This window comes from Pseudobacteriovorax antillogorgiicola, from assembly GCF_900177345.1.
Lineage (GTDB): Bacteria > Bdellovibrionota_B > Oligoflexia > Oligoflexales > Oligoflexaceae > Pseudobacteriovorax > Pseudobacteriovorax antillogorgiicola.
On sequence record NZ_FWZT01000007.1, the window covers coordinates 209,332 to 232,166 of the forward strand.

The window sequence follows — 22,835 nt, forward strand, 5'->3', positions numbered from 1 at the left end:
CATTTTTTAAACAGGCTTTGGTTGTAGGTCTGGTGTGACGTATTGTCAACAGGGAAGGCGGTTGGCTTTGTTAGGCTGTGGTTTCAATTGGCTCGCGAAAGCTACGATCATCACTGCCTTCAGTCGCAAGTAAGCTATAATTGCGGCGCTCGGCCTCGTGCTTCAAAAGCTTTGATTGGAGTGCTTCCAGGTCTCTAAGGTTGCTTGAAAAGATGCTCAAGAACCGCCGATGAGCCAGATGAGCGATGAGAAGGGAGCACAGAACGGGGACAAAGTAGAGCTTGGTGAACACATATGGGGCTAGGCTAAAGCCAAGAAGGCTCATGGTGCTGCCGACTAGGATATTGCGACGTTTGCGCCAAAAGCCCTCATGATCCCGATTCGAAGCAATGGCAAAGCTGATAAATGTGAGGAAGGAGACGAAGCTTACCAACCAAGCAGGTATGGCGAAGGTGAAGGTGATGCCCATCGCGGTAAGGCACACTGCAAAAGCCCAAGTTGCTGACTTATTTTGTTCCCGTAGGATGACTTCTTGCTGAAACAGGTGGGCCTTGCCCTTGCGTATGGTCCAGACCCATAAACAGCAAATGATCATAAGAGTTCCTAAGGGAGTCCCGATCTGAGGGATATCCATAGCTAGGGCTCCGTCTATTTGTTATTTATATCGAGCATGTACTTCTGATTATAGATGGAATCATGAAGCTTGTCACTTTCACAAAATAGATTTTTCTTCATTCGCCCTTTATCTCCCATCTTTGAAACCGCTGATGATCTTTCTAAACCTGGCTTAGCTTTGCAAAGTGGTCAGAGAAGATTTAAGAAGATTGTGGAATCGCTCAAAATAACCAAGAATTAAGGCATTTTCATGAGCTGAAGACTATCCAGCTTTCTGGGCCACTTCGCTCAATGCTTTGTGGATCACAAATACGGCTTTCAAAGGTGTGGCCGTTGTCACACGGATTGGGACACAAAACTCGACTTGATCCTTGTTTCCTAGATTGATGCCTATTATATGCGCAGGCAAGCGCTTTAGGTTTTCAAGCGTATGTTTCATTCCTTGTTGGTCTCGGCTGCTTAGTTTGCCATCGATTGTTAAGGTTGTGTAGGTTCCATCTGAGGAAATCGAAACCTTTTGCACTTCAGAGAAGAATGATTGCCCTTCGCTAAGGAGCTGCGACATGATCGCGGCCCGATCCTCGTCGGTGCCATAGTCTTCGTGCCACTTGCCAAGCCAATCATTGGCCTGCTTGCCGTTACCTAGGTTCAATTGCGTTCTATGGCTTCCCCAGCCGTGGCATCGGGTGAAATCGATACTTTGGGTTTTTTGACAAACCTGAGAGATCAAGTTGTGCATGTAGTTGCTTGCGAGACGGTCTGATGGGTCCATCCAGATGGAAATTGCAGCTTGTGGGTACTGATGCCAGCGGACTGCAGACGTAATATCATCGGCATGAATTTGATGGATGAATGCCAGAAGGTGATGGTGGGATAGCTGATTCAATTCGCTGATCTGGCCAACATTTCTGTTCGAAGAAAACAATAGAAAGTAGACCTCTTCCTGATCTTGGTTGAGCTTGGCGATCAGAGGCGACTGGCTCTCGGTAGCGAAACCCTGCTTCAAGGATGCCTGCAGACAAACAATAGTTTGCCTCAAAGAATCCTTAAAGTGGATGAGGCCCTCGAACCTCTTCTTTTTCTGAGGAACAGTCATTCTACTTCGATAACTCTATAGTTTTATAAACATTCGTCTAGCAGAGTTATCGGAGGGCCGGCTCTAAATTTAAGGAAATCTTAGGGAAAATCTGCCTTGCAGCTTATCTGTCTAAAATTATTAGATTATTACTTGGATCGACTAAGCTCCCAGTACTTCGCCCAATAGGTGTAGGCAGAATAGTAGGACAAGCCAATGGAAATCCAAATTAAGACCATGCCTGGCACGTACCAGCTTGCTAGAGATGACATCAAGAAACCAATGGCTAAGTCTTGCACCGCAGTTTTCCACTTGCCAAAACTGTTGACCTCGATGGTGAACTTTTGTTCCATCGCAGCCAAACGTAGCCCGGATACGGCAATCTCGCGGCAAATGATCAGGGTCGCGATCCAGGCTGGCATGATGTTGTCGTTGGTCAATAAAATGATTGCGGCAGTCACTAATACCTTGTCCGATATGGGATCTAGGAGCGCCCCCATTTTGGTGACCCCATTATACTTACGAGCCAAGTAGCCATCGAAAAAGTCTGTCATTGCTGCCAAACCGAAAAGAATGGCACAGAACACTTTGATGCCTTGGACATCTAAGGGAAATAATATCAATATGATGGGGACTACAGCGACCCTCATCAAAGTAAGCTTGTTTGGCAAGGTTTTTAGCCAACTTGTCATCTCATCTGGCTTCATGAATGCTCTTCGCCCCACTGGCAGATTATTATTAGGTAATTCCTTTTTAGGCTTGGCAGTATCGATTGTCAAATGTAACGTTGGCAACGTTTTTTAGGTCTGGTCTAGTTTAGAAGGCGGAACATGGAAAGTGTCATAGCCACCGATCATCTTATCATCGGCTCGGGTATTTCAGGGCTGATGCTGGCCCACAAGTTAGCTGCAAAAGACAAGGTGACTGTGATTGCCAAGGGGAGTTTGTTTGATAACAATACTCGCTATGCACAAGGTGGAATCGCCTCAGTTCTAAGTCCAAAGGACTCCTTTGAAAAGCACATCGAAGATACCGAGGTCGCGGGTGCCGGCCTCTGCCATCCTGAGATTGTGTCCGTGGTCGTTCGAGGTGGGCCGAAAGCCATTCGTGAACTGATCGACCTCGGGGTGGACTTCACCAAGCGAGCTGGAGCAGAGACCGAGAGCGTTCCTTACCACCTCACAAAAGAGGGTGGGCATTCCAAGCGTCGAGTCATTCACTCCGACGATCTTACAGGTAAAGAGGTTTTGAGAGCTCTTGTAGAGGCTGTTAAAGCGAATCCAAATGTGACTATCTACGAAAACGCTTTCGCGGTTGACTTGATTACCACCGATCGATATGCGCCTAGTTTCTCTGAAAATATCTGTCTCGGGGCTTATGTTCTGCGACGAGAAACTGATGATGTCATCTGCTTTCAAAGCCGCCGCACCTATCTTTGTGCTGGGGGGCATGGAAAGGCATATCTTTATACTTCAAATCCTGATGGGGCTACGGGGGACGGTTTGGCGATGGGGTGGCGTGCTGGCTGTAAGGTGGCTAACCTGGAGTTTATGCAGTTCCATCCAACCTGCTTATTTCACCCTGATGCTAAAAACTTCCTTATTTCTGAGGCTGTCCGTGGTGAGGGCGCGGTGCTGAAAGATGCCAGTCGTCAGCCTTTTATGAAGCGGTATCACCACTTAGGGTCGCTGGCCCCGCGAGACATTGTTGCTCGTGCCATCGATTTAGAGCTGAAAAAAAGCGGTAGCTCCCATCTCTATTTGGATGCCACAGAGATTGGTGCCGAGAAAGTGAAGGAGCATTTTCCCAATATCTACAATACCTGCCTCAAGTATGGCATCGATATCACAAAAGACATGATTCCAGTGGTGCCAGCTGCCCACTATAGCTGTGGCGGTTTGGTCGTCGATGAGCATGGCCGAACCAATGTTCACGGCCTCTTTGCATTGGGCGAGGTTGCATGTACGGGGCTCCATGGAGCTAATCGTTTGGCATCGAACAGCCTTTTGGAGGCATTGGTCTTCGCTGATCGTGTGGCTGCGTGGGCTTTGGATCATGTGCCTGATGGTATCAGCGATGTTAATATCCCGAAGTGGAATTCGGGGGATACAATAGTTCCTGACGAGCTCGTGGTATTGACTCATACCTGGGACGAGATCCGGCGCCTGATGTGGAATTATGTGGGGATTGTGCGTTCAGAAAAACGCTTGCAACGAGCCTTTGATCGCATCATATCAATTCGGAAAGAGCTTGATACCTACTACTGGCACTATCAAATCAGTGATGTATTTTTAGAAGTCCGTAACCTTGCAGATGTAGCCTATCTTACGATCAAATGTGCGCGAAAGCGCAAGGAGTCGCGGGGCATCCACTACAACATAGATTATCCGGTACCGGCTGATGATAGCCCCGCAAAAGACACCGTTATTTGGTAATATCCTTTGAGTCCTTGGCCAACTTGCTGGCCCACGCCTCGGCTTCGGTCACCATGCGATCCCCCTCAAGGTTTAGCTGGTCGAGGCAGAAATCTCTAAAGTAATTGCGAGTTGGAAGGACTTCGGCAAGCGGTACTTGACCGAGAGACGCAATCACTTTTTCCACGATGCCAATATCGTCCTCAGAAATTCTGCCGTATTGCTTAAGGCTTTCCAGGTTACTGATCAATAGCTCTCGGGGGAAGAGGCATTGGTTATGAAATCTACGAACCAGTCGTGGCAAGGAACGAATATCTACCATATCTCGATGTATCATCAGCATGAGGGCTTCGAAGTAGTTGCCAAAGGTGAAGATCACATCGGTGATTGGCGGGTGATAGACGGTTTGGTAACCGGGAGCTTCACGAATCAAGATGCCATCGACTCGAACGTCAGGTCGCTCCGAGAGTAAAAGTTTCCGCAAGTCAGTGGCCACTTCATCTTGAATTCCTCCAGCGACGAGATAGCGGATATACTGATCCGCAGACAGTTTTCCGTCTAGAAAAAGAGCCAAGCCGATATAGATATAACCGTCAAACTCGGCATTGTCTCCGATGAGTAGGAAGCGAGACCCTGGTTTTGCATCCTTCATGATGGTGTATAAGGTAGCAGTTTTGTAAGCGACATGATGACGAAGCAGTCCAATCCTGCCCTTGCGGATGTTATATGCCTGGTTTTTGAAGGTGTCCGACGTCCAGTCAAGGCCATCATAGCGGAGCTTCTCCTCTAGAGTATTTCGAAGCTGTGGGGGTGATGCGGAGACGAAATGCAGTGGCCGAGGGGCCAGTTGCTCATCTTGTCCGGGCAGGCCGTAGGGGTGTCGCCAACGACAGGCGACGAGGAAGGGGGACGCTCCCTGGACAGTGACCTTATCCTTTGCCTCTTCTAGTACAATGCGCAGCATTTGCATTTTTGTTTCAAAGGACGTTTCCAAGTAAGTTTTATCAATATCGCAAACGATCTGGATCGTTCCGTCTCGAAAAGGCTCGAAGATCCGAGTATTGACAAGTTGCCGAAAGTCGTAGTTCCCAAACGCAGACTTTCCGAAAGACCAAAACCGTTCCATAGTGCTCCAAACGTAAACTCTTCTTGGCCTATTCTAGCGGATTTTCTGGGAGCTTCAACTGGACTCTGGGACATGCCCGTTAGGGAAGTCGAGATATCAAACTCGTCATCAGATTTGCATTGAAGTTGGCCTGGCTCAGCAGAGCTGTGTTGGCCTGCATTAGGATGCTTGATTGTGCCATTCTTGCGACTTCGGAGGCGTAGTCCGTGTCAGCGATGCGAGATTTTGCAGCCGAGATATTTTCCTCTACAACTTCGTTATAATTGATCGCTGTTTGGAGACGCTTTTGTATCGCCCCATAAGAAGCTCGGAAATGACTAATACTATCAAGCGCCTGATCATAAATTGAAGCAAATTGGTCGTCTTCAGGCTCAAGCATCTCGCGGGCGTCCTCTACTTCGAAATCCTCATCTTCATTGATAAGTTCTCGGGCGCTTCGAATCCCGAGGCCTTCGGTTGTGGCTATGATGTCTTTCAAGTTTTCAAATCTGATTTCGTTGATATCACCGCTTTCAGCCGTGGCAAGATCGGATATCAACGGGTCAGCCACTCTAAGGATTAGGGTTTCGGGGGTGCGTTCGTCGTTGCCATTAAGCAAGGGAATGCTGTTGAACTCTGTTGAGGTTGCAATGCGATTCAGTTCATCATGGAGTGCTTCGTATTCAATGAAGAGGAACTTTCGTTCCTTGTCAGTCAGCGTTGTTGTAGCACCAGCGACATTGATTTCTTTCATGCGCACCAAAATATTCGTGATTTCTGAAAATCCAGAATCTGCAGTTTGCAAGAGAGAAATTGCATCATTGATATTTCGCTTAGATGCTGCTAGCCCTCGCAATTTCAGTTCGAGCCCTTCTGCTAAAGCGCGATCTGCTGGTCGGGGGTCTCTTTGGGTGAATACCTTGCCAGAGCTAAGCTTTTCTAAAGAGTCTGTATTCTCTCGCCGAGCCTGTCCCAGGCGGCGAATGACCTTTTGTGCATTGACATTGATGTCAGACATAGATCAGCTCGCTCGGTGATCAGTGCTCTTGCTATTATCGCCAATGAATAAGTCTTCCCCAGGGAGGTTGGCAATAGCCGATGCTGATGGCGTCTTGGGAGCTGAGACCTGCTGTTCTTTCGCTTTAAGATTTGTCTTTTGGTCCGTCCCCGGATCTGCCGATCCAGAATCGTTGTCAGAACCGTAGTCCTCTTCAAGCGATATCCCAAGGGCAGGGTTTTGCAATAAGGTTAAAGTACGAGAGCTACTCTTTAGAACTTGGATATTCTTGATGGCACTTACATTGTGATTGAACGCTCTTGTTTTGAATGACATGGAGTCTTTATAGAGGTGGTCAAGGTTGGCCTTGATATTTTCGGTGTTTGATAAGCTTTGCTCCACCTTGCTCTTGATTGTAGACACGCTACTTACAGTGAGCGAAAGTAGTTTTTGGGCATGGTTAATCTCATAATATTGCCGCAGTAGTAGCCTAGACATGCGATCACTGTGGACCGTGAGCTGATTGCCCTCGGTGTTTATCAAAGTGCTCATTTGACTATGCTCTTCGAGTAAGGAATTCATATTGTTACTGAGCTTGCGAATGTCGTTGCCCGTACGCTCGATAGACTTAAGATCCGTGAAGTGATTGGTGACATCATTTCCTAGAACATCGAGGCCTGTGAGGGCGTGTCGTGACAGTAGCAGAGACTCTCGATAAGATTGATCAACGTCACGAATTTTTGAATAAGTTTCAGTTACGGCTTCGTTACTCTTTGCTAGGAGCTGTGAGGCTTGCTCAGCCTCTTCCTGGATCGTACCTAGCAAGTCGGTGATAGACTTAGTTGCGGTTGATGAACGAGCAGCTAAGTTTCGAACCTCTCCAGCTACCACAGCGAAGCCTTGCCCTTGCTCACCTGCGCGAGCTGCTTCTATGGATGCGTTCAAAGCTAGTTGATTGGTTTGTTCAGCAATGTCATCGATCACATCGATAATATTTACAATAGCCTCAGCCCGTTCGGAAAGGCCTTTCACTAAGTCCGAGGCGGCGCTCACATCGTCTTTGGACACGCGAATCGACTGTGACATGCTATCAAGGAAACGATAGCCCGAGCGTGAGTTCTCGAATAGTCGATTGAGATTGGTCCGCACATTCTCGCTATGATTGTTGTGAATTTTGATAAACTCTAGTGACTTAGCTAGCCGCTCAGCGGACGTGCTTTGGAGTTTTACAACCTTATCAGATATCGATTTGGACTTGTCATGATGCTCTCTTAGCTGGCGTAATTTGTTACCCATGGTATTCCATTCAAGCCTTGTTGCTGATGCAAAATGGGCACTGTCTCCGCATTGAGCTGAAAGTTTTTGGAGGAGTTTATCTACTTCGTTGAATGAATCCTGGGAAGCCCCTAGTTCCCGAGATAAGGCTCGAATATGAGCTGATAGAGTGATGATCTCATCGAACTGAGTTTCCAAACTATCTACGGACTGCTTATTCTCGCCACGATTAGAAACCGTATCAATATAATCCATGAGGTGATCAGCCGCTCCACTGATATCAGCGATGGCACGTTCCATGGCTGCTTGCTCGACACTTGAGCTTCGACTGTTTGAAAACTGAAATTGTCCCAATAGCTTTCGTCGGCTGTATGGAACAATAAAGCTGAAGATCGAAATCATACAACAGCCAAGAGAAAATACCATGACTGAGGTAAGACCGTAGCTGTCGACCAATTCGTTGCCTTCCATAGCTTGATTGAGATCATTCACCAAGCGTCCGAGGTCGTCGGCTGAGTCTGATGCTAATTCAGTTGGTGAAGCATTCAAGTTGTCAGCAATGAGCCTGAGTTTTTTTTGAGCAGCTATGTAGGACGAAGTTTGATTCAGAACTGTAAACTGGATCACTTTCATATCGAACACTATCAGAAAATTGATCATTGATACTAGAAAAACTAGCAGAAAGAGTCTCTGAGAACTTCTTTGACCGTCCATGGCAATGTCCTAACCTTAATTATCTCTGCGAAGCTAGGTATCGGAAAATCAATCGCTTTCATAAGAAGTGGTGGAAATTGCTGCGCGGAGAATAATGTATATCTGCTCTGAATCTCTTGCAAAAAGGAACGAATTTGTTATTTAATCACGAATGCACCTGGCCCTACATGACTCGGCTGTTAGGAAAGGTTTGGAGCTGATTTCGTATTAGGGCTTGCTCGCAGAAGGGATTTCTGATCAAATTCCTCTGGCCTGTCCTCTTGCATTCTTTTTTAATCGTCTTAGAGGTTGTCATGACCGATCTTTTGGCCGCACGCTCTCAGATGGCCGTGTCTCTTGCCTTTCACATCATATTCTCAACTATCGGAATGGCGATGCCTTTTCTGATGGCTACAGCTCATTGGAAGTGGTTGAAGACAGGCGAGCAAGTCTATCGCGATTTGACGAAGGCTTGGTCTCGGGGCGTCGCGATCTTTTTTGCGACAGGAGCCGTATCGGGCACGGCCCTTTCTTTTGAGCTAGGTTTACTCTGGCCTGGATTCATGGAGCATGCTGGGGCCATCATAGGGATGCCATTTTCACTAGAAGGAACGGCTTTTTTTGTTGAGGCCATTGCCTTAGGCTTATTTCTTTATGGCTGGGACCGAATGCCTCGCTGGAGTCACTGGGGTGCCGGTGTAGTCGTCGGTATATCAGGTTTGCTGTCTGGAATGTTTGTTATCTCAGCGAATGCTTGGATGAATAGTCCAACTGGATTCGATTGGGTCAACGGTCAGGCGATCAATATCGATCCCTGGGCAGCAATGTTTAATGATCGGGCTTGGAATATGGGAATTCATATGCTCATTGCTGCGTTCTCGGCCACGGGATTCGCGGTTGCTGGACTTCATGGTATTCTGCTATTGAAGCGTCCGAACCATCTTTTTCATAGGCGTGCGATCAAGATCGCACTTCTTTGGGGCTGCGCGGGAGCTATCATCCAACCGTTGTCAGGAGATCTATTGGCAAAGGAGACTGCAGAGTTTCAACCTTTGAAGTTAGCGGCGATGGAGGCTCATTTTAAAACAGAATCCGGAGCTTCGCTTGTGATCGGAGGCATTCCTGATATAGAAACTCAGGAAGTAAACTTTGCTATTAAGATTCCATACCTTTTGAGTATCTTAGCATTTGGAGATCCCAACGCTACAGTGAAGGGTTTAGAAGACTTTCCCCGTGAGGAATGGCCTCCGGTTCTGCTTACCCATATCAGTTTTCAAGTGATGGTTGGAATCGGCAGTTTCATGATGGTGCTTGCTCTCGTGATTGTCTTCGTTCGTTGGAAGAAACCTCACCTACTTTTCCATCGTCGTCTGCTTCAAATATTGGGCCTTACCACCCCATTGGGTTTTATTGCCATTGAAGCAGGCTGGTTTGTAACTGAATTGGGGCGGCAACCCTGGATTATCTATGGCATCATGAAAACCAAAGATGCGGTAACTCCCATGCCGGGAATGTGGGTGCCCTTTGCACTATTTTTCGTGGTTTACATATTGCTTGCGATTATCCTTGTTTGGCTGATGGCGAGGCAAATCGAAGCGATTCATAAGTCTTATCCGTGAGGCGACTATGGTTGAAGTTATTCTTTTTTTCTTAGGAGCTTCGCTCATTCTCTACTGCATACTTGGTGGGGCCGATTTTGGAGCAGGAATTATCGAGATCGTTAGCCCTCAGAAAATGAAGAACGAGATCGAATCAGCAGTTTACAAGGGCATGGGGCCGGTTTGGGAGGCCAATCACATGTGGATCATTCTCGCAGTGGTTATTCTATTCAATGGCTTTCCAAAAATCTATGCTGAGCTGTCGATCTATCTTCATATTCCGCTGACTGCGATGTTGATGGGAATAATCTTCAGGGGTTGCGCATTCACCTTTCGTCACTACGATGCCAAAGCTGATAAGAGTACCGAAATATATGGCATAATTTTTCGTTATTCCTCACTCCTAACCAGTCTGATTTTGGGAGTTATTGCTGGTTCCCTGGCCAAGGGAAGCTTTCAGGAGATCGGACCAGGCCTAAGCTACTGGCAAGTTTATGGCCAGCCCTGGTTGAGCCCTTTCACTGTTGCCGTTGGTTTGCTTGTTACAAGTTTGTTTGCCTACCAGTCGGCGGTCTTTTTCGTCGGAGAGCCAGTATCTAATGAACTGAAAAAGCACTTTGTTCGCAAGGCTAAGCAGTTCAATATCGTAGCGATTATAACGGGAATCTTAGTTTTCCTTTTTGGGTGGGCAGAAAATATCAACCTTCTTGATCATTTTTTTACACACCCCGTTTCGTTGATTAGTTTGATTCTGGCGACACTAATCCTTGGACCTATCTGGTGGGGTTTGAGTCATTTCAATCGGTGGGTTGTGAGGGCATTATCCGGAGCCCAAATGGCTTTAGTGATCATTGGCTGGGTAGCCTTTCAGTTTCCAGATGTCGTTCGATTTCGTTCGGGAGCCAGTCTAGATCTTTACACACATGCAGCCCCAGAATCTACGATCACAGTCCTTGCTATTGCTTTACTCGCGGGTTCGCTGATTATTTTTCCAGCTCTGTTCTATCTTTTCCGAGTCTTTAAGCAGCATGAGTCAGGCCTATCGAGCTAATTCTGAAGATAGGGCTAGCTTAAAGAATGTGAGGAGATAGTACAAATCCTAGAGTGACGAGTATTCTTTAAGCGTAACGAAGTATCGTAGGTGTTGCTCCCCTTAATAGATGCGTATTATTAGCGGGTAACTTCCGATTCTTCGTCAAATTTATTAAATCCGGTTGATGTAAAACTATCAAATCCTATTTCTTGAAAGGAAATTATCCATTTTGCTACTTGCAATTCTTAATTTCCCTCTGATACCATTGGCCTAAGTTTTCTATGAAACCCAAGTTTGAATTGGAGGTTTTTCTGTGAATCAAGCAGAACTCATCGATGCTATTTCATCTAGTACCGAGATGACAAAAGCTGATGTCAAGCGTGTTTTCGATGCTTACAAGGAAATTGGCTATAGGTACCTCAAAAAAGAAAAGCTAACTGCTGACTTTCCTTTGCCTGGATTCGGCAAGTTTAAGGTGGTGCAGAGAGCTGCTCGGAAGGGAATCAATCCCCAGACTGGTGCTTCGGTCAAAATCCCAGCACGTAAGGTTCCGGTATTCCGCCCTGGAACAGAAATCAAGCAGCACATTCAACCGAAAAAGAAGTAATTTCTGATTACTATCTCCAGCATGTAATTGAGGATATGGTTTGCCCCTGTATCCTCTTTTTTTGATAATGGAGTTATGTTGTGAGACGGGAAGTCTTTTTTGGAGGGTACATGGTTATAGCTATACTTGGCACTATAGTCTGGTTGTTCGCTAGCTGGGCAGGAGCTGTAACCGTAAATTTTGATGAATCGAAAAGCGAGCTAATCTGGATTGCCCGGAAAGTGAGTGGGGCTCATCGTGGGCAAGTCAGACTAAAGCAGGGTCAGCTAAGCTTCAATAAGGGAAACGTGAGTGGTTCCTTTGTGATCGATATGAACAGCATAGAAAATCTCGACTTAAAGGGTAGTTGGAAGACCAAGTTAGAGTCTCACCTGAAGTCGGAAGATTTCTTTCACGTAAGCGCCTATCCAGAAGCTACATTTAGACTAACGTCAGCCAAGGCTGTAGGCCCTCGGGAATATATCTTCTCTGGTCCCTTAACAATTCGCGGTGTAACAGGAAGAATATCGTTTCCAGCTGTTTGGAAGCAATTGGGGGGGCGCTGGGCCTTGAAAAGCCAGATTCGCATCAATCGGCTCCACTGGGGAATTACCTACCATTCAGCTCACTTTTTTGACATCAAGGCGATCGGAGATCAGATGATTGATGATCACATAGAATTTGAGCTTCTACTTGTGGCTGACGGTAAAATTAGAGCACTTCAACCGGAGCAAAATTCGCAGGGCAACCGGGATGTTGCTTCACAAGGCCCATTGAGCGAGGATGACTTGCGCTAGAGGGCGATCGCTGCTAGTGAAGGAGGGAATATAAACTAGTATCTCCCTACGAGAGGTTCCATCCCATGAAACGACTTTTGCTACTCAGTTTGGTCGGCCTCACAGCTTGTGTCGCTGAACAGCCCGCTTCTACAAAAAAATCCTTAAGCTATCAGGAGCCACCACAGGCTCCCTCAGGAAGGCTGAGCGCCAAGACCCTTGAAAATCTGACCTCCCCGGAGATCCTTATCCAGAACGCAAGGATCATGACGGCTACTGACCAGGGAACGACCAAAGGCGACATACTCCTCAGAGATGGCAAAATCATGAAGGTTGGCGATCGGCTGAAAGTCTCAGCGTCGACTCAGACGATTGACGCTGAAGGAAAGTATGTGACTCCTGGTATCATTGACACTCACTCCCATATTGGCGTCTATCCCATGCCTGGGGTGAAAGCCCATTCTGACGGGAACGAAGCGATTCGAGCCCAGACAGCGGATGTATGGGCCGAGCATAGCTTTTGGCCGCAGGACCCTGGTCTTTGGCGGGCTTTGGTTAGCGGTGTTACCACGATTCAAGTGCTCCCTGGATCAGCCAATTTGATAGGTGGTCGAGGTGTCACATTGCATACCGTTCCTGAAACGGCAGTTGAGGCGATGAAGTTCCCTGGGGCGCCTCAAGGTTTGAAAATGGCCTGCGGTGAAAATCCGAAACGAGTTTATAGCGACAAAGGAGGGCCGGCGACCCGAATGGGAAACTACGCTGGCTATCGTAAATACTTCCAAGAGGCTTTCGAGTATGGGGAAGCATGGCGTCGCTATGAGCGAGACTTAGCTCATTGGCGAGATGAAGATAAGAAGGAAGATCCGCCCACAGCACCAAAGAGAAATCATGCCTACGATACATTGGTTGCAGCAATGAAGGGCGAGGTCATGGTTCATATTCATTGCTATCGGGCCGACGAAATGAGTTTGATGCTTGATCTTGCACGGGACTTCAAGTTTAAGGTCCGCTCTTTCCATCACGCCCTTGAGGGATATAAGATCGCTTCTCGTCTGGCTGCTGAAGGCGTATCCATATCTACTTGGGCTGACTGGTGGGGCTTTAAGATGGAGGCCTTTGACGGTATTCCTTACAATGCTGCCATGAGTCATGCTAAGGGCGTGAAGTCAATTATTCACTCTGACTCCGCTGAAGATATTCGCTTTTTGAATTTGGAAGCTGCCAAGGCTCTTACCGCTGGGCGAAGCCTTGGCCTTGAAATGAATGATGATGACGCCATCAAGTGGATCACTCAATATCCCGCCTGGGCTCTAGGTATCGATCAGTATGTCGGCACCATTGAGGAAGGCAAGATCGCCGATCTTGTTCTTTGGGATGACCATCCTTTTTCAGCATATGCGAAAACGGAGAAGGTTTTCGTTAAAGGCCAGATAGTGTTTGATCGGATCACTGAAAAAGCTCCACAGAGTGATTTCGAGACGGGTATTCGCAATTATGGATTGGCTGATCGAGGCTCGCAAGACGAAGCTAAGGTAGGTCCAGGTATTCCTACGATTGAAGCAAGCCCAAGCTTGAATCCAGCAACTCTTCCCCAGAACAGCTTTGTCCTTGTAGGAGCTACTGTTTTTGACGGGGAGCAGCTCCGCGAGGATAGCAGTGTATGGGTTGAAAATGGTCGCATTAAGAGCGTAGGTGCAAGTGTTGAGGCTGGTTTGCAAGTCCCTAGGATCAAAGCTGTTGGAAAGATAGTGACTCCTGGTTTGATCGAAGTGCAAAGTCAGCTTGGTACTGTTTTGGTTGAGATGGAAAGCCAAGCCAAGGATCACACAGCCCATGCGGATATGAGTCCAGGGTTTCACGTGATAGATGGCTTCGACCCATATTCCATACGCATACCGATCGCCCGCGAGCACGGGATTAGCTCTGCAATCGTAAAGCCTGTTGGTGGTATGATTTCGGGGCAGGGGTTCTCAGTTGACCTACGAAGCTCAATGGCCAGTATTGAAGACTCCCAGTCCTATCTATTTGCTCAAATAAATCATCGCAATGGCAATCGGGGAACGTTTTGGTTAAAGATCCGGGAGGCATTTGAAGATGCCGAGCTTTATAGTCAGCAAATGAGCTTTCTAAAAATGCGCCCTATGTCGACTCATCTAAGCCTATCTCCCATTCACCTTGAGGCTTTAGTGAGAGTGATGAAAGCCGAAATGCCTCTTGTTCTAGAGGCTCATCGCTTGAGTGATATTCTAGGAGCCCTTCGCTTTCGTAAAGAGATGCATGATAAGGGCTACAAGATCGAGTTGATCCTTGCTGGAGCAGAGGAATCTTGGCTGGCAAGCAAACAGCTGGCAGCGGCTCAGGTACCCGTAATTATAACGCCTACGCAGCAGATGCCTCGGACACTCAATCAACTGCGGGTCCGAGATGACTTAGCAACCTTGTTGCAAGAGGCAGGGGTTCCGTTTGTGATTAGTACCAACGATATGAATGTTCGTCGCCTTCGCCAGCAGGCGGGGCGTGCTGTAGCCTATGGCTTACCTTATGAGAATGCACTAAAGTCGATCACAGCAGACGCTGCTAGGTATTTCAAGCTTGATGATCGTGGATCGCTTTCGGTAGGGCTTCGTGCGGATCTTGTAGTTTGGAGCGGTGATCCACTAGAGCCTCAAAGCTATGTGGAAGCCCTTTGGATCGCAGGTCAGCTTCAGCAGCCGGGCCATCGTCAGCGACAGCTGGCTCGTTCTTATTTGGATGCTCCAGTATCTCACTAGGCCTTCCATACGACGGAGTTCTTAGATCTTGAGTCATGTCCTCTTTTTCCCTAAGATCGGGAAAAGGAGGATATCATGCCAACGATCTCACAAATTCAGTATATTCTTGCCGTTGATCGCTACCGGCATTTCGGAAATGCTGCAAAAGCTTGTCATATAGCGCAGCCGAGCCTGAGTATGCAAATCCAAAAAGTCGAAGAAGAACTGGGGTTTCTCATATTTGACCGCAATAAGAAGCCTGTTCTAGCAACCAAAAAAGGTGAGCGTTTTATAGCGCAGGCCAAGCATGTGATTCGTGAGCACGAGAAGCTTATAAAGATGAGTCGGGAAGATTCGGATTCGATTTCAGGTGATTTTCGCCTAGGAATCATCCCTACGATCATGCCGTATTTGCTACCTAAGTTCATCGGCCTATTCTCAGAGCGATTTCCGGGTGTGACCCTAAGAGTCGATGAACTGAAGACCCAAGATATCATTTCAGAACTTCGTAAAGATACCCTTGATGCAGGGATTCTGGCAACACCACTTCAGGAAAAGGGGATCAGAGAGCGCCCTCTATTCTACGAGCCGTTTTTTCTATATGCCCATGAAGGTCATCACTTGCTTGGCCAGGAAAAAGTCTCCCCTGAAGGTTTTTCAAGCGAAGATATCTGGCTTCTAGAGGATGGTCATTGCTTTAAGAATCAGGTGAGTAACTTTTGTTCATTGGAGGAAAAAGCTGGAGTCTATTCTAATATTATCTTTGAGGGAGGGAACCTCGAAACTCTTCGCTATCTCGTCAAAGAGAGTAAGGGCTACACACTCGTTCCGTATCTTTTTGCCGAAAACCTTCCTCAGGAAGAAAAAACAAGTATGGTGAGGCCTTTTTGTGAGCCGATACCCAGCCGCGAAGTCAGCATTGTTTTCTCACGAGACCAGTGGAAAACCGATATAGTCGGAGCTTTGCAAGAAGTTATACAAGAAGCCCTACCAAGTGGTTTAAACAATGAGCGAACTGCTCAACAAAAAGTGATTCCCGTTTGATTAACTTAACAGGTAGCAAGGCCTTGGCATTCATTTGTCGAGACCTTGCCGAAAACGTACTTAATGGACTTTTAGATCAAGGCGGCGAAAATTCTATAGCAAGCCTTGCCTGATAGCATAGTCATTGGCCATGAGGTAGCGCTTGCCGTCAATAGGGTTATCAAACATAAAGTAAATCCAGCCATCCGATCGGAAGTGAGGGAATATCAAGCGCTGGAATGCTTTTGGAGTGTTTAGAGCAACGCTCTGTTCGTTGAGAAGATCTACCAAGTATAATCGAGATGATCGTTCTTCGAGAAGTTCCAGAAACTTTGGGTCAGTTTCACTCCCAAATCCTAGTTCCTGCCATTGCTGGGGTTGAATATAGTCATAAGTTACAAAGAACCGTTCATCGAAAGAAAATTTGCCCTTCTGGCCAGGGGTGCAAAACATACCTTGCTCGCTTAATGTGTAGCTGAAACCGCTTTCATCTTGGCTTCTTTTTGATCGGTAGAGCCGATATCCAATATGCCGTGACTTACCCTCTTGTGAAGCAACAACGCGGCTGACAAGCACCTGATTCGACGGGGAGACATTCCAATCGATCTCCCAAGGAGTTTGAATCTCGCTGGGGGTTTGTTTCTGCCAGTTCTGACCATCAAAGATATAGGGGTGAAGCGCTACCTTGGTTTGAGGGCTATAGTTTGGGGTGAATGGTCCATCCCGAGGGCCGTAGTAATTCCCTGAATCGCTAGTAAAGGTTCCTGTCACCGCAAGATAGTTTTCAGAGTCTAGGCTACTACCTACGGCCTGATAAAGAGGGGTCTCGACGGCGTCACCAAAGCTGCACTGCTCTTCTGTGAAGGAAATTTTTTCGGTGCTGAGGTCTTCAATCAATGACTGTTGGCAAATTCCCGTGCTTTGACCTTGGAATATAAACGCGCTGTTGTCTGGGAAAAATCCAGGATCGTAGTAAGCATCGATCTCAATCAAACGATCATTTCCTGGGCTTGTGAATTTACTACGCAGATCTACGATCATACTTGGATTGCCACCATAGGCTACAAAGCGACCATCGGCGGAGGATCGAATCCAAAAGTCGGTCGATTCTGGAAATTGATGAAGGACATAAGTGGTTCCTTTGAGGTCCATTTCAATTCCTAAGTCTTGCGGGGTAGGGAATATGTTTTGACCGTTCCGTTGCTGTTTGAAACAGTCGATGGAGTTGCTACTATTACAAGCAAACATAGGAATCCCATTTTCCATGTTTCTAGCACCCCAACCCAAAAAGGCCATGCGATTGATGTGAGTCTTTAGTTCTGCCGAAACTTGATTTTCGCACTGAGTTGGACCATTGTAGGGATTGATAAGTTCATCGAGATGAGGCATGCCGTAGCTTGCCCAGGCAATGATTTTGTTTAGAATTTCCTGTTCCGTAGGAGTCGCTCCAAGAGGCATCGAGCTACGTTGCCTAAGGCTATCGTATCGCTCTAAACCATCGTTAGGATAGGCGTCAAGAAATAGGTTCTTGATCTCATCCGTGTGAATCGCTAATGAGTAAAGCGCTAAGTCGCTTGTCGCAAGATTTTCATCTCCGTTCCCTAAACATGAAATTCTTTCTATTGGGGTACGATCGACTTGAGGATTGAGACAATCATAGTAGATGTCTGCTGTGCGGTAAGACCAGCGAAGCAGAGTTTCCCGATCCTGCATATTATGGCAGTTAGAACAGGCAGGAGAAATACCATCTGCTTCTGTGATTCCTAGATAGGAAGCTACTTCTTTGGCGTCATCGAACGAATCCCCCATAGCTACCTGGCCCCAGTAGAGGCTCATGATGGGTAAAACAAAACGTAACATGTGAATCTCCTATAGTGTTAATAACAATAAATTACGTTGTCACAGTCAATCGTTCATGACGAATCAACTGCTGGTGCCTTAGTAGGTAGGGTAGGTTTGAAAGTATGAGACGACTTGTTGCATCTGCCTTTGGATGTTATTCGCGCCAAAAAAAAGAGACCAGGTGTAGTCAGATTGAAAGCTGGTACGATATTGAGATATCAATTGTGTCGGGTCGTTATTGAGAATTTCTGTAATATCTTGGGATCTTGAAATTTCGCCAGCGTACTGGTGGCAACCCAAGCAGTTAGTCTTTTGATTATTTTTGCCATGCTCGATATATGGGTTGCTGCACCATGTTTGGGTGTGATCAAGTGTTGAAAAAGCATTGTAGAAGCCTAGCAGAGATGCATCCGAGAAGTTGTGTCGTAGGTCTTGTTGGTTGTAGGACGCAACAGAACACATCTGATAATGATAGGACGAAAGGCTCGCTGGTCTATCTTGTCCCAAAGGTGATTGTAAAGGGTCCCACCACAGGCTCGACCATAGCCAGTGCTCGTGGGTTTTAGCACTTAAGTGGATTCCAGTTAAATAAAAAGTCGAATGGGAAAGGTTGGTCATCTTAATAAGACCTTCAGGTGCAAATGTCGAAGGGTGACCCTGCCAGGACTTATTCGGCATTAGAATATCAGGCAAAGAATTCTGGTCAACGACATAGTGCATTAAGGGAAAGCCTGGACCTTGCCGCTGCCATGCAGTTTTTATGATAGCGGTCCCTTGCGGGAAGGGAGGCAGGCATGGCTCAGCAGCACCTTGAGGACAATCGATGATCAATCGGTAGTTCTTTAGAATGTGCTGGAGGTAATGACTGTTAAAGAGAACTCTTTCAATACCTGGCAAGCTGATGAACTGGTCCGGTGTTTGAAACTCCTCCAACCACTGTTTGAATCGAGCCTCTGTCCAATGTGCTTGTTCCCAAATTGCTTGGTTGTGCCACTGCTCAGCTCTGAAAATTTCGTCTTCTGTGAAAGTTTGGTGACTACTGCGTTCTGATGAAGGAATCTTGCTATATAGATGTCTGAAAATTCTTTTGATATCGTCGGTGGCATACCAGCTTTGAAAGAGGTAGATGGAGCCAGACTCTCCGATCTTAATCTTTGAGAGTAAATCCTCCCACAACACCCATGAAATGTCTCTTTGAAATTTATGATTCATCGTAAGGGCGTCAGAAGATATTGACTCAAGGTCTAGGGAATAAAAGTCTCGTGGACTTTTAATGAGATGTCTGGCGGCGATTGTCGTTTTAAGCTCTGAATGAGATTGGCTTCCACATTGGGCCATCATGAGACACAGGAACATAAGAATAGATTTCAATGCTAGCCTCCTTCTTACTAGTCTTCAGAATATCAACATGGTTCATGAAGGGAGCGGGCAAAAAGTGCATGACGAATCCTTGACCTTCTGGCCAGTCCTGATTTGTTCGGTTCGCAGGTGAGCTTGACGAATCCCTATCTGCTATGAGTCCAATCTTACTTCGTTGTAATGAGCTTAGCTCTGCTCAGTTTTCGTCCGATCAAGTTGCCGTGGAGGCTGGTTATGGAAGAAATTAAGTTAAAGATCGATGCGCTTGCAGATGCTAAGCGACAGATAGAGCAAACATTACCGATCCTTCAGGCGCTTCGGTCCGACCATAGCAAGATTGAGCAGATGATCGAGATCGGCGATCACTTCAATGGGCTGATTGGTACGTTCAGTTTTGGTTCGGGAACGGATATTTTCGATGAGCTAGTCGATGTTGCAAGGATGATAGATAACGTTTGCCAGATCTATCGCAAAGATGAGCTGGGTGATATCCAACTTGAACACCTTGAATTTATCATAGGAGCTGTAAGCTACTCGCAAATTCTTTTAGATGTATATGTTCGCGAAGGCAAGATCGAAAGCCTCGGCTCTAAGAAGACTGATTTAATTAATGACTATAATAGGTTAACAGATGTGGAGGAACGAGAGATCCTCGATCAGTCTGACATTGATGACCTATTGAGTGATCTGTAATTAGAGGCAGGTTTTCAGCGCTTTCAGCAGTTCATCGTAATCAACTGGCTTCCGAATAAAGTCAGTGGCTCCCCTACTCTTGCTTTCCCATTCCAATGAATCCCCAGAAATTGCAATCACATGCTGGCAACCTAATTCTCGTGCTGCTGCCATCACTTCATAGCCCGAAACACTAGGCATGTTTATATCACAGATCACCACATCGTAGGGATGATCACGCAAGTACTCCATAGCACGTGCGCCGGAGACCATGGGACTTAATTCGATACTTGTTTCAGAAAGTAAGTCTTGGATCGATTCAATGAGATCAGGATCATCATCCACCAACAGGACGTTCATGCATACAACCTTTGCGTGTTCAATCTTGCTACTAACTCAGCTATCGTCGGCAGTGTCTGTTTCTTTAAGGAAAAGGTTTTAGTTACTTACAATGTTTGGCTCACAGATTAACTAGTTAAAATACCTAGAGAAATACTCGGGATGGAAAACTGCGGAATCGGTAGGAGATTAATTTATCATCGTGTTGAATTTGCAGAAGGTATATTATGAACGAGCAGGGGAGCCATAGCTCCCCAAAAAGTAGGAATTACTTTAGCATGCCCTTGTTTTGTAGAAAGCGAATGAAGTCTTGGGACTCAGCTTCGGCTTTGGAAAGTTCCTTAAGTTTTTTGCGGCTCGCCCCCTGGATGAAAAAGTCCCCAGTCGCGAGACCGTTTGCCACGAATGTGTGCTGATCAAGGCTGACAGTTTGAGAACCGCTGGTTTGTTTTAGCTTAAGGTTCCACACAAGTCGACCGCTTTCAATGGGCAGGCGCTCAATCTTCTGAATCTTTACTTCGTCGAGAGACTCTGTAATGATATAGTCACCCACCTTCAATTCGATTGCATCTTTGAAGCCGGCACTTGTGGCGAAAGGATGATTATAGGTTGCTGTGACAGAACGATCACTATAGAAAATCTTGTATAGCTCGCGCTTTTGGTTGCCAACAATGACGCTTTCAACCTCTGCTGGAGCTTGCGTGGAGGGGTTGTAGACAAATTCACCCTCCTTGAGGTCTTCGATATTTTTAATCCGGCCATCTGCCATCTTTATTTCTGTACCAGCGATAAAACAACCGTTATTGTTACGGCAAATACGCGATGACGTTTCCCGGCGGCAGTTATTTCGATCCATGATATCGAAGTACTCAAGGTAGAAGCAAACGGTCAAGTCGTTCTTCGTACCGGCGTTGGCTGGTGCATCCTTATACTCGCATTCGGTTTTCCACTCATAACTCCGCACTCGTCGCTGAAAAACGTTGCTTGTGGATTTTACCATAGTGCACTCACCAGATAGACTTCCCTGATTAGACTTATCTTTGTTTTTGTCGTCGTCATCGTCATTTTTCGATTTTGATATAGCTTCGAGCCATTGGCAGTTTGCTTCCTGTTTACAGGCTTGCTCGTTATCGTATTTTTTGCATGTGTTTTCAAGTGCAACTGTTTCTGAGCGGATTTCTTCAACTTCGACAACTCCTTCACGAATTCCAGAAAAATCGTGACAGACATTGTTATCAACTTCAGATTTTTTGCTGTCGGTAAAATCTGAATGACAATCTTGGTCGACCCACTTGGTTCGGTTGTCTTTTATAACACGCATTCCTTCATTTGTAGATGCGGTTGGTTTCCAGTCCGAATAGCTAACTAAGGATGCACGTTTCTCATAGTCATCCAAGCCGGCATCAAGAGATATTCGACCATCGATATCATTTCGCCTGGGGATGCGATCGGGACCGTAGTAGCTACAATTCTTGTATTGGCTATAATGGTACTCCTGCGTCTCGTAGGGAAAACTGATACGGGAACAGAAATCAGGCTCACTGGTTCCTAGTGTCCTTTTACATCCATCTTTTAAGCGATCGCGAATCATTTCATAAGACTCTCCTGGCGGCCATGCAAAGGCATTGGCACCCTTTCGTTGGTTGTCGAAAAGAAAACCTTCGAATTCAACCATATTATTGTCGACATGACCAATATTCAGGGTCACTTCACCATCTGAATTGGTTTGAACCAAATCCTCTTTGACCATCTTACCTTTGACACCTTGGGGCTTTTTGAATGGATTCTTTCGGCCATCTTTATAAGCTTCATCAAGAAATTTTTGAAGATCTTCGGGATCATCGGTGGGGTCATTTTCATGCATTTTTTTAACGGTATAGTTTGCGACATTTACAGAAAGAGTCATACTTTCAGCATACTCAGGATTAGGCATGAGGTGCATCTTGCCATTGGCCTTATACATAACATTGCCATCGGTGTTTCGTAGCGGCTTCATAAAACGACAGTGGTCGACGTTGCAGATTTCACCGTTTTCAGAGGAACACAACCGAGATGGATCATTATGTCTGATACGAGCATCCCTGGCTAGTTTAATCGAGCTATCTTCTGGATGCTCTGTAGTTGCTTTTACTTGAAAGTAAGATTCCGTGGAGTTCTTACCAATAACGTTATTCACATCCGGAGTATCAAGTTTAGCGACAACTTCCACAGTCGTCGTGATGTCAAACCCTTGAATGCAGTTGGAACTTTCGTTCTTCAAAATGTCAGTGTTATCGCGATCAACAAATACGTCAGAATTTGTAATGTCCGGCTTTAGGCAGTTTGTAATCTGAAGAGTATTTCCTTTTAGCTCCCAGTTCTTGTGGGTTCCTCCACCTCGAACGCGAGAACCCGTCTTCGTATCGAGGTCCTTATTCTTTTCAAAGCCACTCCCGGCCTTGTTTGGTACAATGATACTATTTCCCGCCAGCTGCGAGGTAAGAGCGAGTGCTGCCTCGTTTGCCATTTGCAAATAGAACTTGCTAACGGTCCGTTTCTGGGATTTTAAGGACTGTTCCGCAACGAAGTTTGCGATCTTAACGCCACCGACGATGCCTCCAGCTACAACCAATGCCATCACTAAGGGGGCTGCTCCTGATTCCCCTCTTAGGGACCAAATATTTTTATGCCTCATTCTACA

General features: G+C 46.4%; 18 protein-coding genes and 1 pseudogene. 9 read left to right on the top strand and 10 right to left on the bottom strand.

The features are described 5' to 3' along the window. Nucleotides 1-70 precede the first annotated feature (70 nt). The 3 genes from B9N89_RS11450 to pgsA form a co-directional block, all read right to left on the bottom strand. Nucleotides 71-634, bottom strand: a complete 564-nt coding sequence (locus B9N89_RS11450; protein ID WP_132318301.1) for a hypothetical protein — start codon at nt 632-634, stop codon at nt 71-73. 243 nt (nt 635-877) lie between these two features. After that, nucleotides 878-1,711, bottom strand: a complete 834-nt coding sequence (locus tag B9N89_RS11455; RefSeq protein ID WP_132318299.1) for a hypothetical protein — start codon at nt 1,709-1,711, stop codon at nt 878-880. Between the two features lie 128 nt (nt 1,712-1,839). Then, nucleotides 1,840-2,484 carry a CDP-diacylglycerol--glycerol-3-phosphate 3-phosphatidyltransferase gene (pgsA, locus tag B9N89_RS11460; protein WP_132318297.1) on the bottom strand — a complete coding sequence of 215 codons (645 nt, stop codon included), beginning with the start codon at nt 2,482-2,484 and terminating at the stop codon, nt 1,840-1,842. Nucleotides 2,485-2,520: 36 nt separating this feature from the next. Between pgsA and nadB the strand changes: the two genes are divergently transcribed. Beyond that, entirely contained in the window at nt 2,521-4,125 is a 1,605-nt protein-coding gene (gene nadB / locus B9N89_RS11465) for an L-aspartate oxidase (protein ID WP_132318295.1), read from the top strand. Here nadB and B9N89_RS11470 read toward each other — a convergent pair. From B9N89_RS11470 to B9N89_RS11480, 3 genes are all read right to left on the bottom strand, one after another. Beyond that, on the bottom strand, nt 4,115-5,230 hold the full coding sequence (locus B9N89_RS11470) for a phosphatase domain-containing protein (RefSeq protein WP_132318293.1): 1,116 nt from the start codon (nt 5,228-5,230) through the stop codon (nt 4,115-4,117). The genes nadB and B9N89_RS11470 overlap by 11 nt on opposite strands. 79 nt (nt 5,231-5,309) lie before the next feature. Next, a complete protein-coding gene (locus B9N89_RS11475) occupies nt 5,310-6,227 on the bottom strand; it encodes a flagellin (RefSeq protein WP_132318291.1) in 918 nt (305 codons plus the stop codon). A gap of 3 nt (nt 6,228-6,230) precedes the next feature. Then, complete coding sequence (locus B9N89_RS11480) at nt 6,231-8,114, bottom strand: methyl-accepting chemotaxis protein (protein ID WP_234996095.1); 1,884 nt, start codon at nt 8,112-8,114, stop codon at nt 6,231-6,233. A 374-nt stretch (nt 8,115-8,488) separates the two neighbouring features. Here B9N89_RS11480 and B9N89_RS11485 point away from each other — a divergent pair, with 374 nt between their 5' ends. The 7 genes and pseudogenes from B9N89_RS11485 (at nt 8,489) to B9N89_RS11510 (ending at nt 15,964) form a co-directional block, all read left to right on the top strand. Further along, nucleotides 8,489-9,793, top strand: a complete 1,305-nt coding sequence (locus B9N89_RS11485; protein WP_132318287.1) for a cytochrome ubiquinol oxidase subunit I — start codon at nt 8,489-8,491, stop codon at nt 9,791-9,793. Nucleotides 9,794-9,800: 7 nt separating this feature from the next. Next, nucleotides 9,801-10,823 (top strand): cytochrome d ubiquinol oxidase subunit II, encoded by a 1,023-nt coding sequence (locus B9N89_RS11490; protein ID WP_132318285.1) that lies wholly within the window; start codon nt 9,801-9,803, stop codon nt 10,821-10,823. 295 nt (nt 10,824-11,118) lie between these two features. Further along, the gene (locus B9N89_RS11495) at nt 11,119-11,412 is read left to right on the top strand and encodes an HU family DNA-binding protein (RefSeq protein ID WP_132318283.1); all 294 of its coding nucleotides are present in this window, start codon (nt 11,119-11,121) and stop codon (nt 11,410-11,412) included. 110 nt (nt 11,413-11,522) lie between these two features. Further along, nucleotides 11,523-12,188: a YceI family protein gene (locus tag B9N89_RS11500; RefSeq protein ID WP_132318281.1), complete on the top strand. Its 666-nt coding sequence runs from the start codon at nt 11,523-11,525 to the stop codon at nt 12,186-12,188. A 65-nt stretch (nt 12,189-12,253) separates the two neighbouring features. Beyond that, nucleotides 12,254-13,654 (top strand): annotated as a pseudogene (locus B9N89_RS32410) (amidohydrolase); the annotation flags it as partial. A 906-nt stretch (nt 13,655-14,560) separates the two neighbouring features. Further along, a complete protein-coding gene (locus B9N89_RS32415) occupies nt 14,561-14,941 on the top strand; it encodes an amidohydrolase family protein (RefSeq protein WP_412535412.1) in 381 nt (126 codons plus the stop codon). Between the two features lie 75 nt (nt 14,942-15,016). Further along, entirely contained in the window at nt 15,017-15,964 is a 948-nt protein-coding gene (locus B9N89_RS11510) for a hydrogen peroxide-inducible genes activator (protein WP_132318277.1), read from the top strand. A 93-nt stretch (nt 15,965-16,057) separates the two neighbouring features. Here B9N89_RS11510 and B9N89_RS11515 read toward each other — a convergent pair whose 3' ends face one another. Next, complete coding sequence (locus tag B9N89_RS11515) at nt 16,058-17,803, bottom strand: hypothetical protein (RefSeq protein ID WP_132318275.1); 1,746 nt, start codon at nt 17,801-17,803, stop codon at nt 16,058-16,060. Between the two features lie 78 nt (nt 17,804-17,881). After that, entirely contained in the window at nt 17,882-19,156 is a 1,275-nt protein-coding gene (locus tag B9N89_RS11520) for a hypothetical protein (RefSeq protein ID WP_132318273.1), read from the bottom strand. Nucleotides 19,157-19,378: 222 nt separating this feature from the next. On the opposite strand from B9N89_RS11520, the gene B9N89_RS11525 reads away from it, so the two are divergent. Further along, nucleotides 19,379-19,837: a hypothetical protein gene (locus tag B9N89_RS11525; protein WP_132318271.1), complete on the top strand. Its 459-nt coding sequence runs from the start codon at nt 19,379-19,381 to the stop codon at nt 19,835-19,837. On the opposite strand, the gene B9N89_RS11530 is transcribed toward B9N89_RS11525, so the two are convergent. Further along, nucleotides 19,838-20,176 (bottom strand): response regulator, encoded by a 339-nt coding sequence (locus tag B9N89_RS11530; protein ID WP_132318269.1) that lies wholly within the window; start codon nt 20,174-20,176, stop codon nt 19,838-19,840. Between the two features lie 247 nt (nt 20,177-20,423). Beyond that, nucleotides 20,424-22,829, bottom strand: coding sequence for a Hint domain-containing protein (locus B9N89_RS11535; RefSeq protein WP_132318267.1), 2,406 nt, complete (start codon nt 22,827-22,829; stop codon nt 20,424-20,426). Nucleotides 22,830-22,835 lie beyond the last annotated feature (6 nt).

Bases quoted from the DNA above. Each gene is read 5' to 3' on its own strand.
- B9N89_RS11510 (WP_132318277.1), top strand. From the start codon at position 15,017: ATGCCAACGATCTCACAAATTCAGTATATTCTTGCCGTTGATCGCTAC.
- B9N89_RS11480 (WP_234996095.1), bottom strand. From the start codon at position 8,114: ATGAAAGTGATCCAGTTTACAGTTCTGAATCAAACTTCGTCCTACATA.
- B9N89_RS11530 (WP_132318269.1), bottom strand. From the start codon at position 20,176: ATGAACGTCCTGTTGGTGGATGATGATCCTGATCTCATTGAATCGATC.
- B9N89_RS11535 (WP_132318267.1), bottom strand. From the start codon at position 22,829: ATGAGGCATAAAAATATTTGGTCCCTAAGAGGGGAATCAGGAGCAGCC.
- B9N89_RS11455 (WP_132318299.1), bottom strand. From the start codon at position 1,711: ATGACTGTTCCTCAGAAAAAGAAGAGGTTCGAGGGCCTCATCCACTTT.
- B9N89_RS11525 (WP_132318271.1), top strand. From the start codon at position 19,379: ATGGAAGAAATTAAGTTAAAGATCGATGCGCTTGCAGATGCTAAGCGA.
- B9N89_RS11470 (WP_132318293.1), bottom strand. From the start codon at position 5,230: ATGGAACGGTTTTGGTCTTTCGGAAAGTCTGCGTTTGGGAACTACGAC.
- B9N89_RS11490 (WP_132318285.1), top strand. From the start codon at position 9,801: ATGGTTGAAGTTATTCTTTTTTTCTTAGGAGCTTCGCTCATTCTCTAC.
- B9N89_RS11515 (WP_132318275.1), bottom strand. From the start codon at position 17,803: ATGTTACGTTTTGTTTTACCCATCATGAGCCTCTACTGGGGCCAGGTA.
- B9N89_RS11500 (WP_132318281.1), top strand. From the start codon at position 11,523: ATGGTTATAGCTATACTTGGCACTATAGTCTGGTTGTTCGCTAGCTGG.
- B9N89_RS11475 (WP_132318291.1), bottom strand. From the start codon at position 6,227: ATGTCTGACATCAATGTCAATGCACAAAAGGTCATTCGCCGCCTGGGA.
- B9N89_RS32415 (WP_412535412.1), top strand. From the start codon at position 14,561: ATGCCTCGGACACTCAATCAACTGCGGGTCCGAGATGACTTAGCAACC.
- B9N89_RS11485 (WP_132318287.1), top strand. From the start codon at position 8,489: ATGACCGATCTTTTGGCCGCACGCTCTCAGATGGCCGTGTCTCTTGCC.
- B9N89_RS11450 (WP_132318301.1), bottom strand. From the start codon at position 634: ATGGATATCCCTCAGATCGGGACTCCCTTAGGAACTCTTATGATCATT.
- nadB (WP_132318295.1), top strand. From the start codon at position 2,521: ATGGAAAGTGTCATAGCCACCGATCATCTTATCATCGGCTCGGGTATT.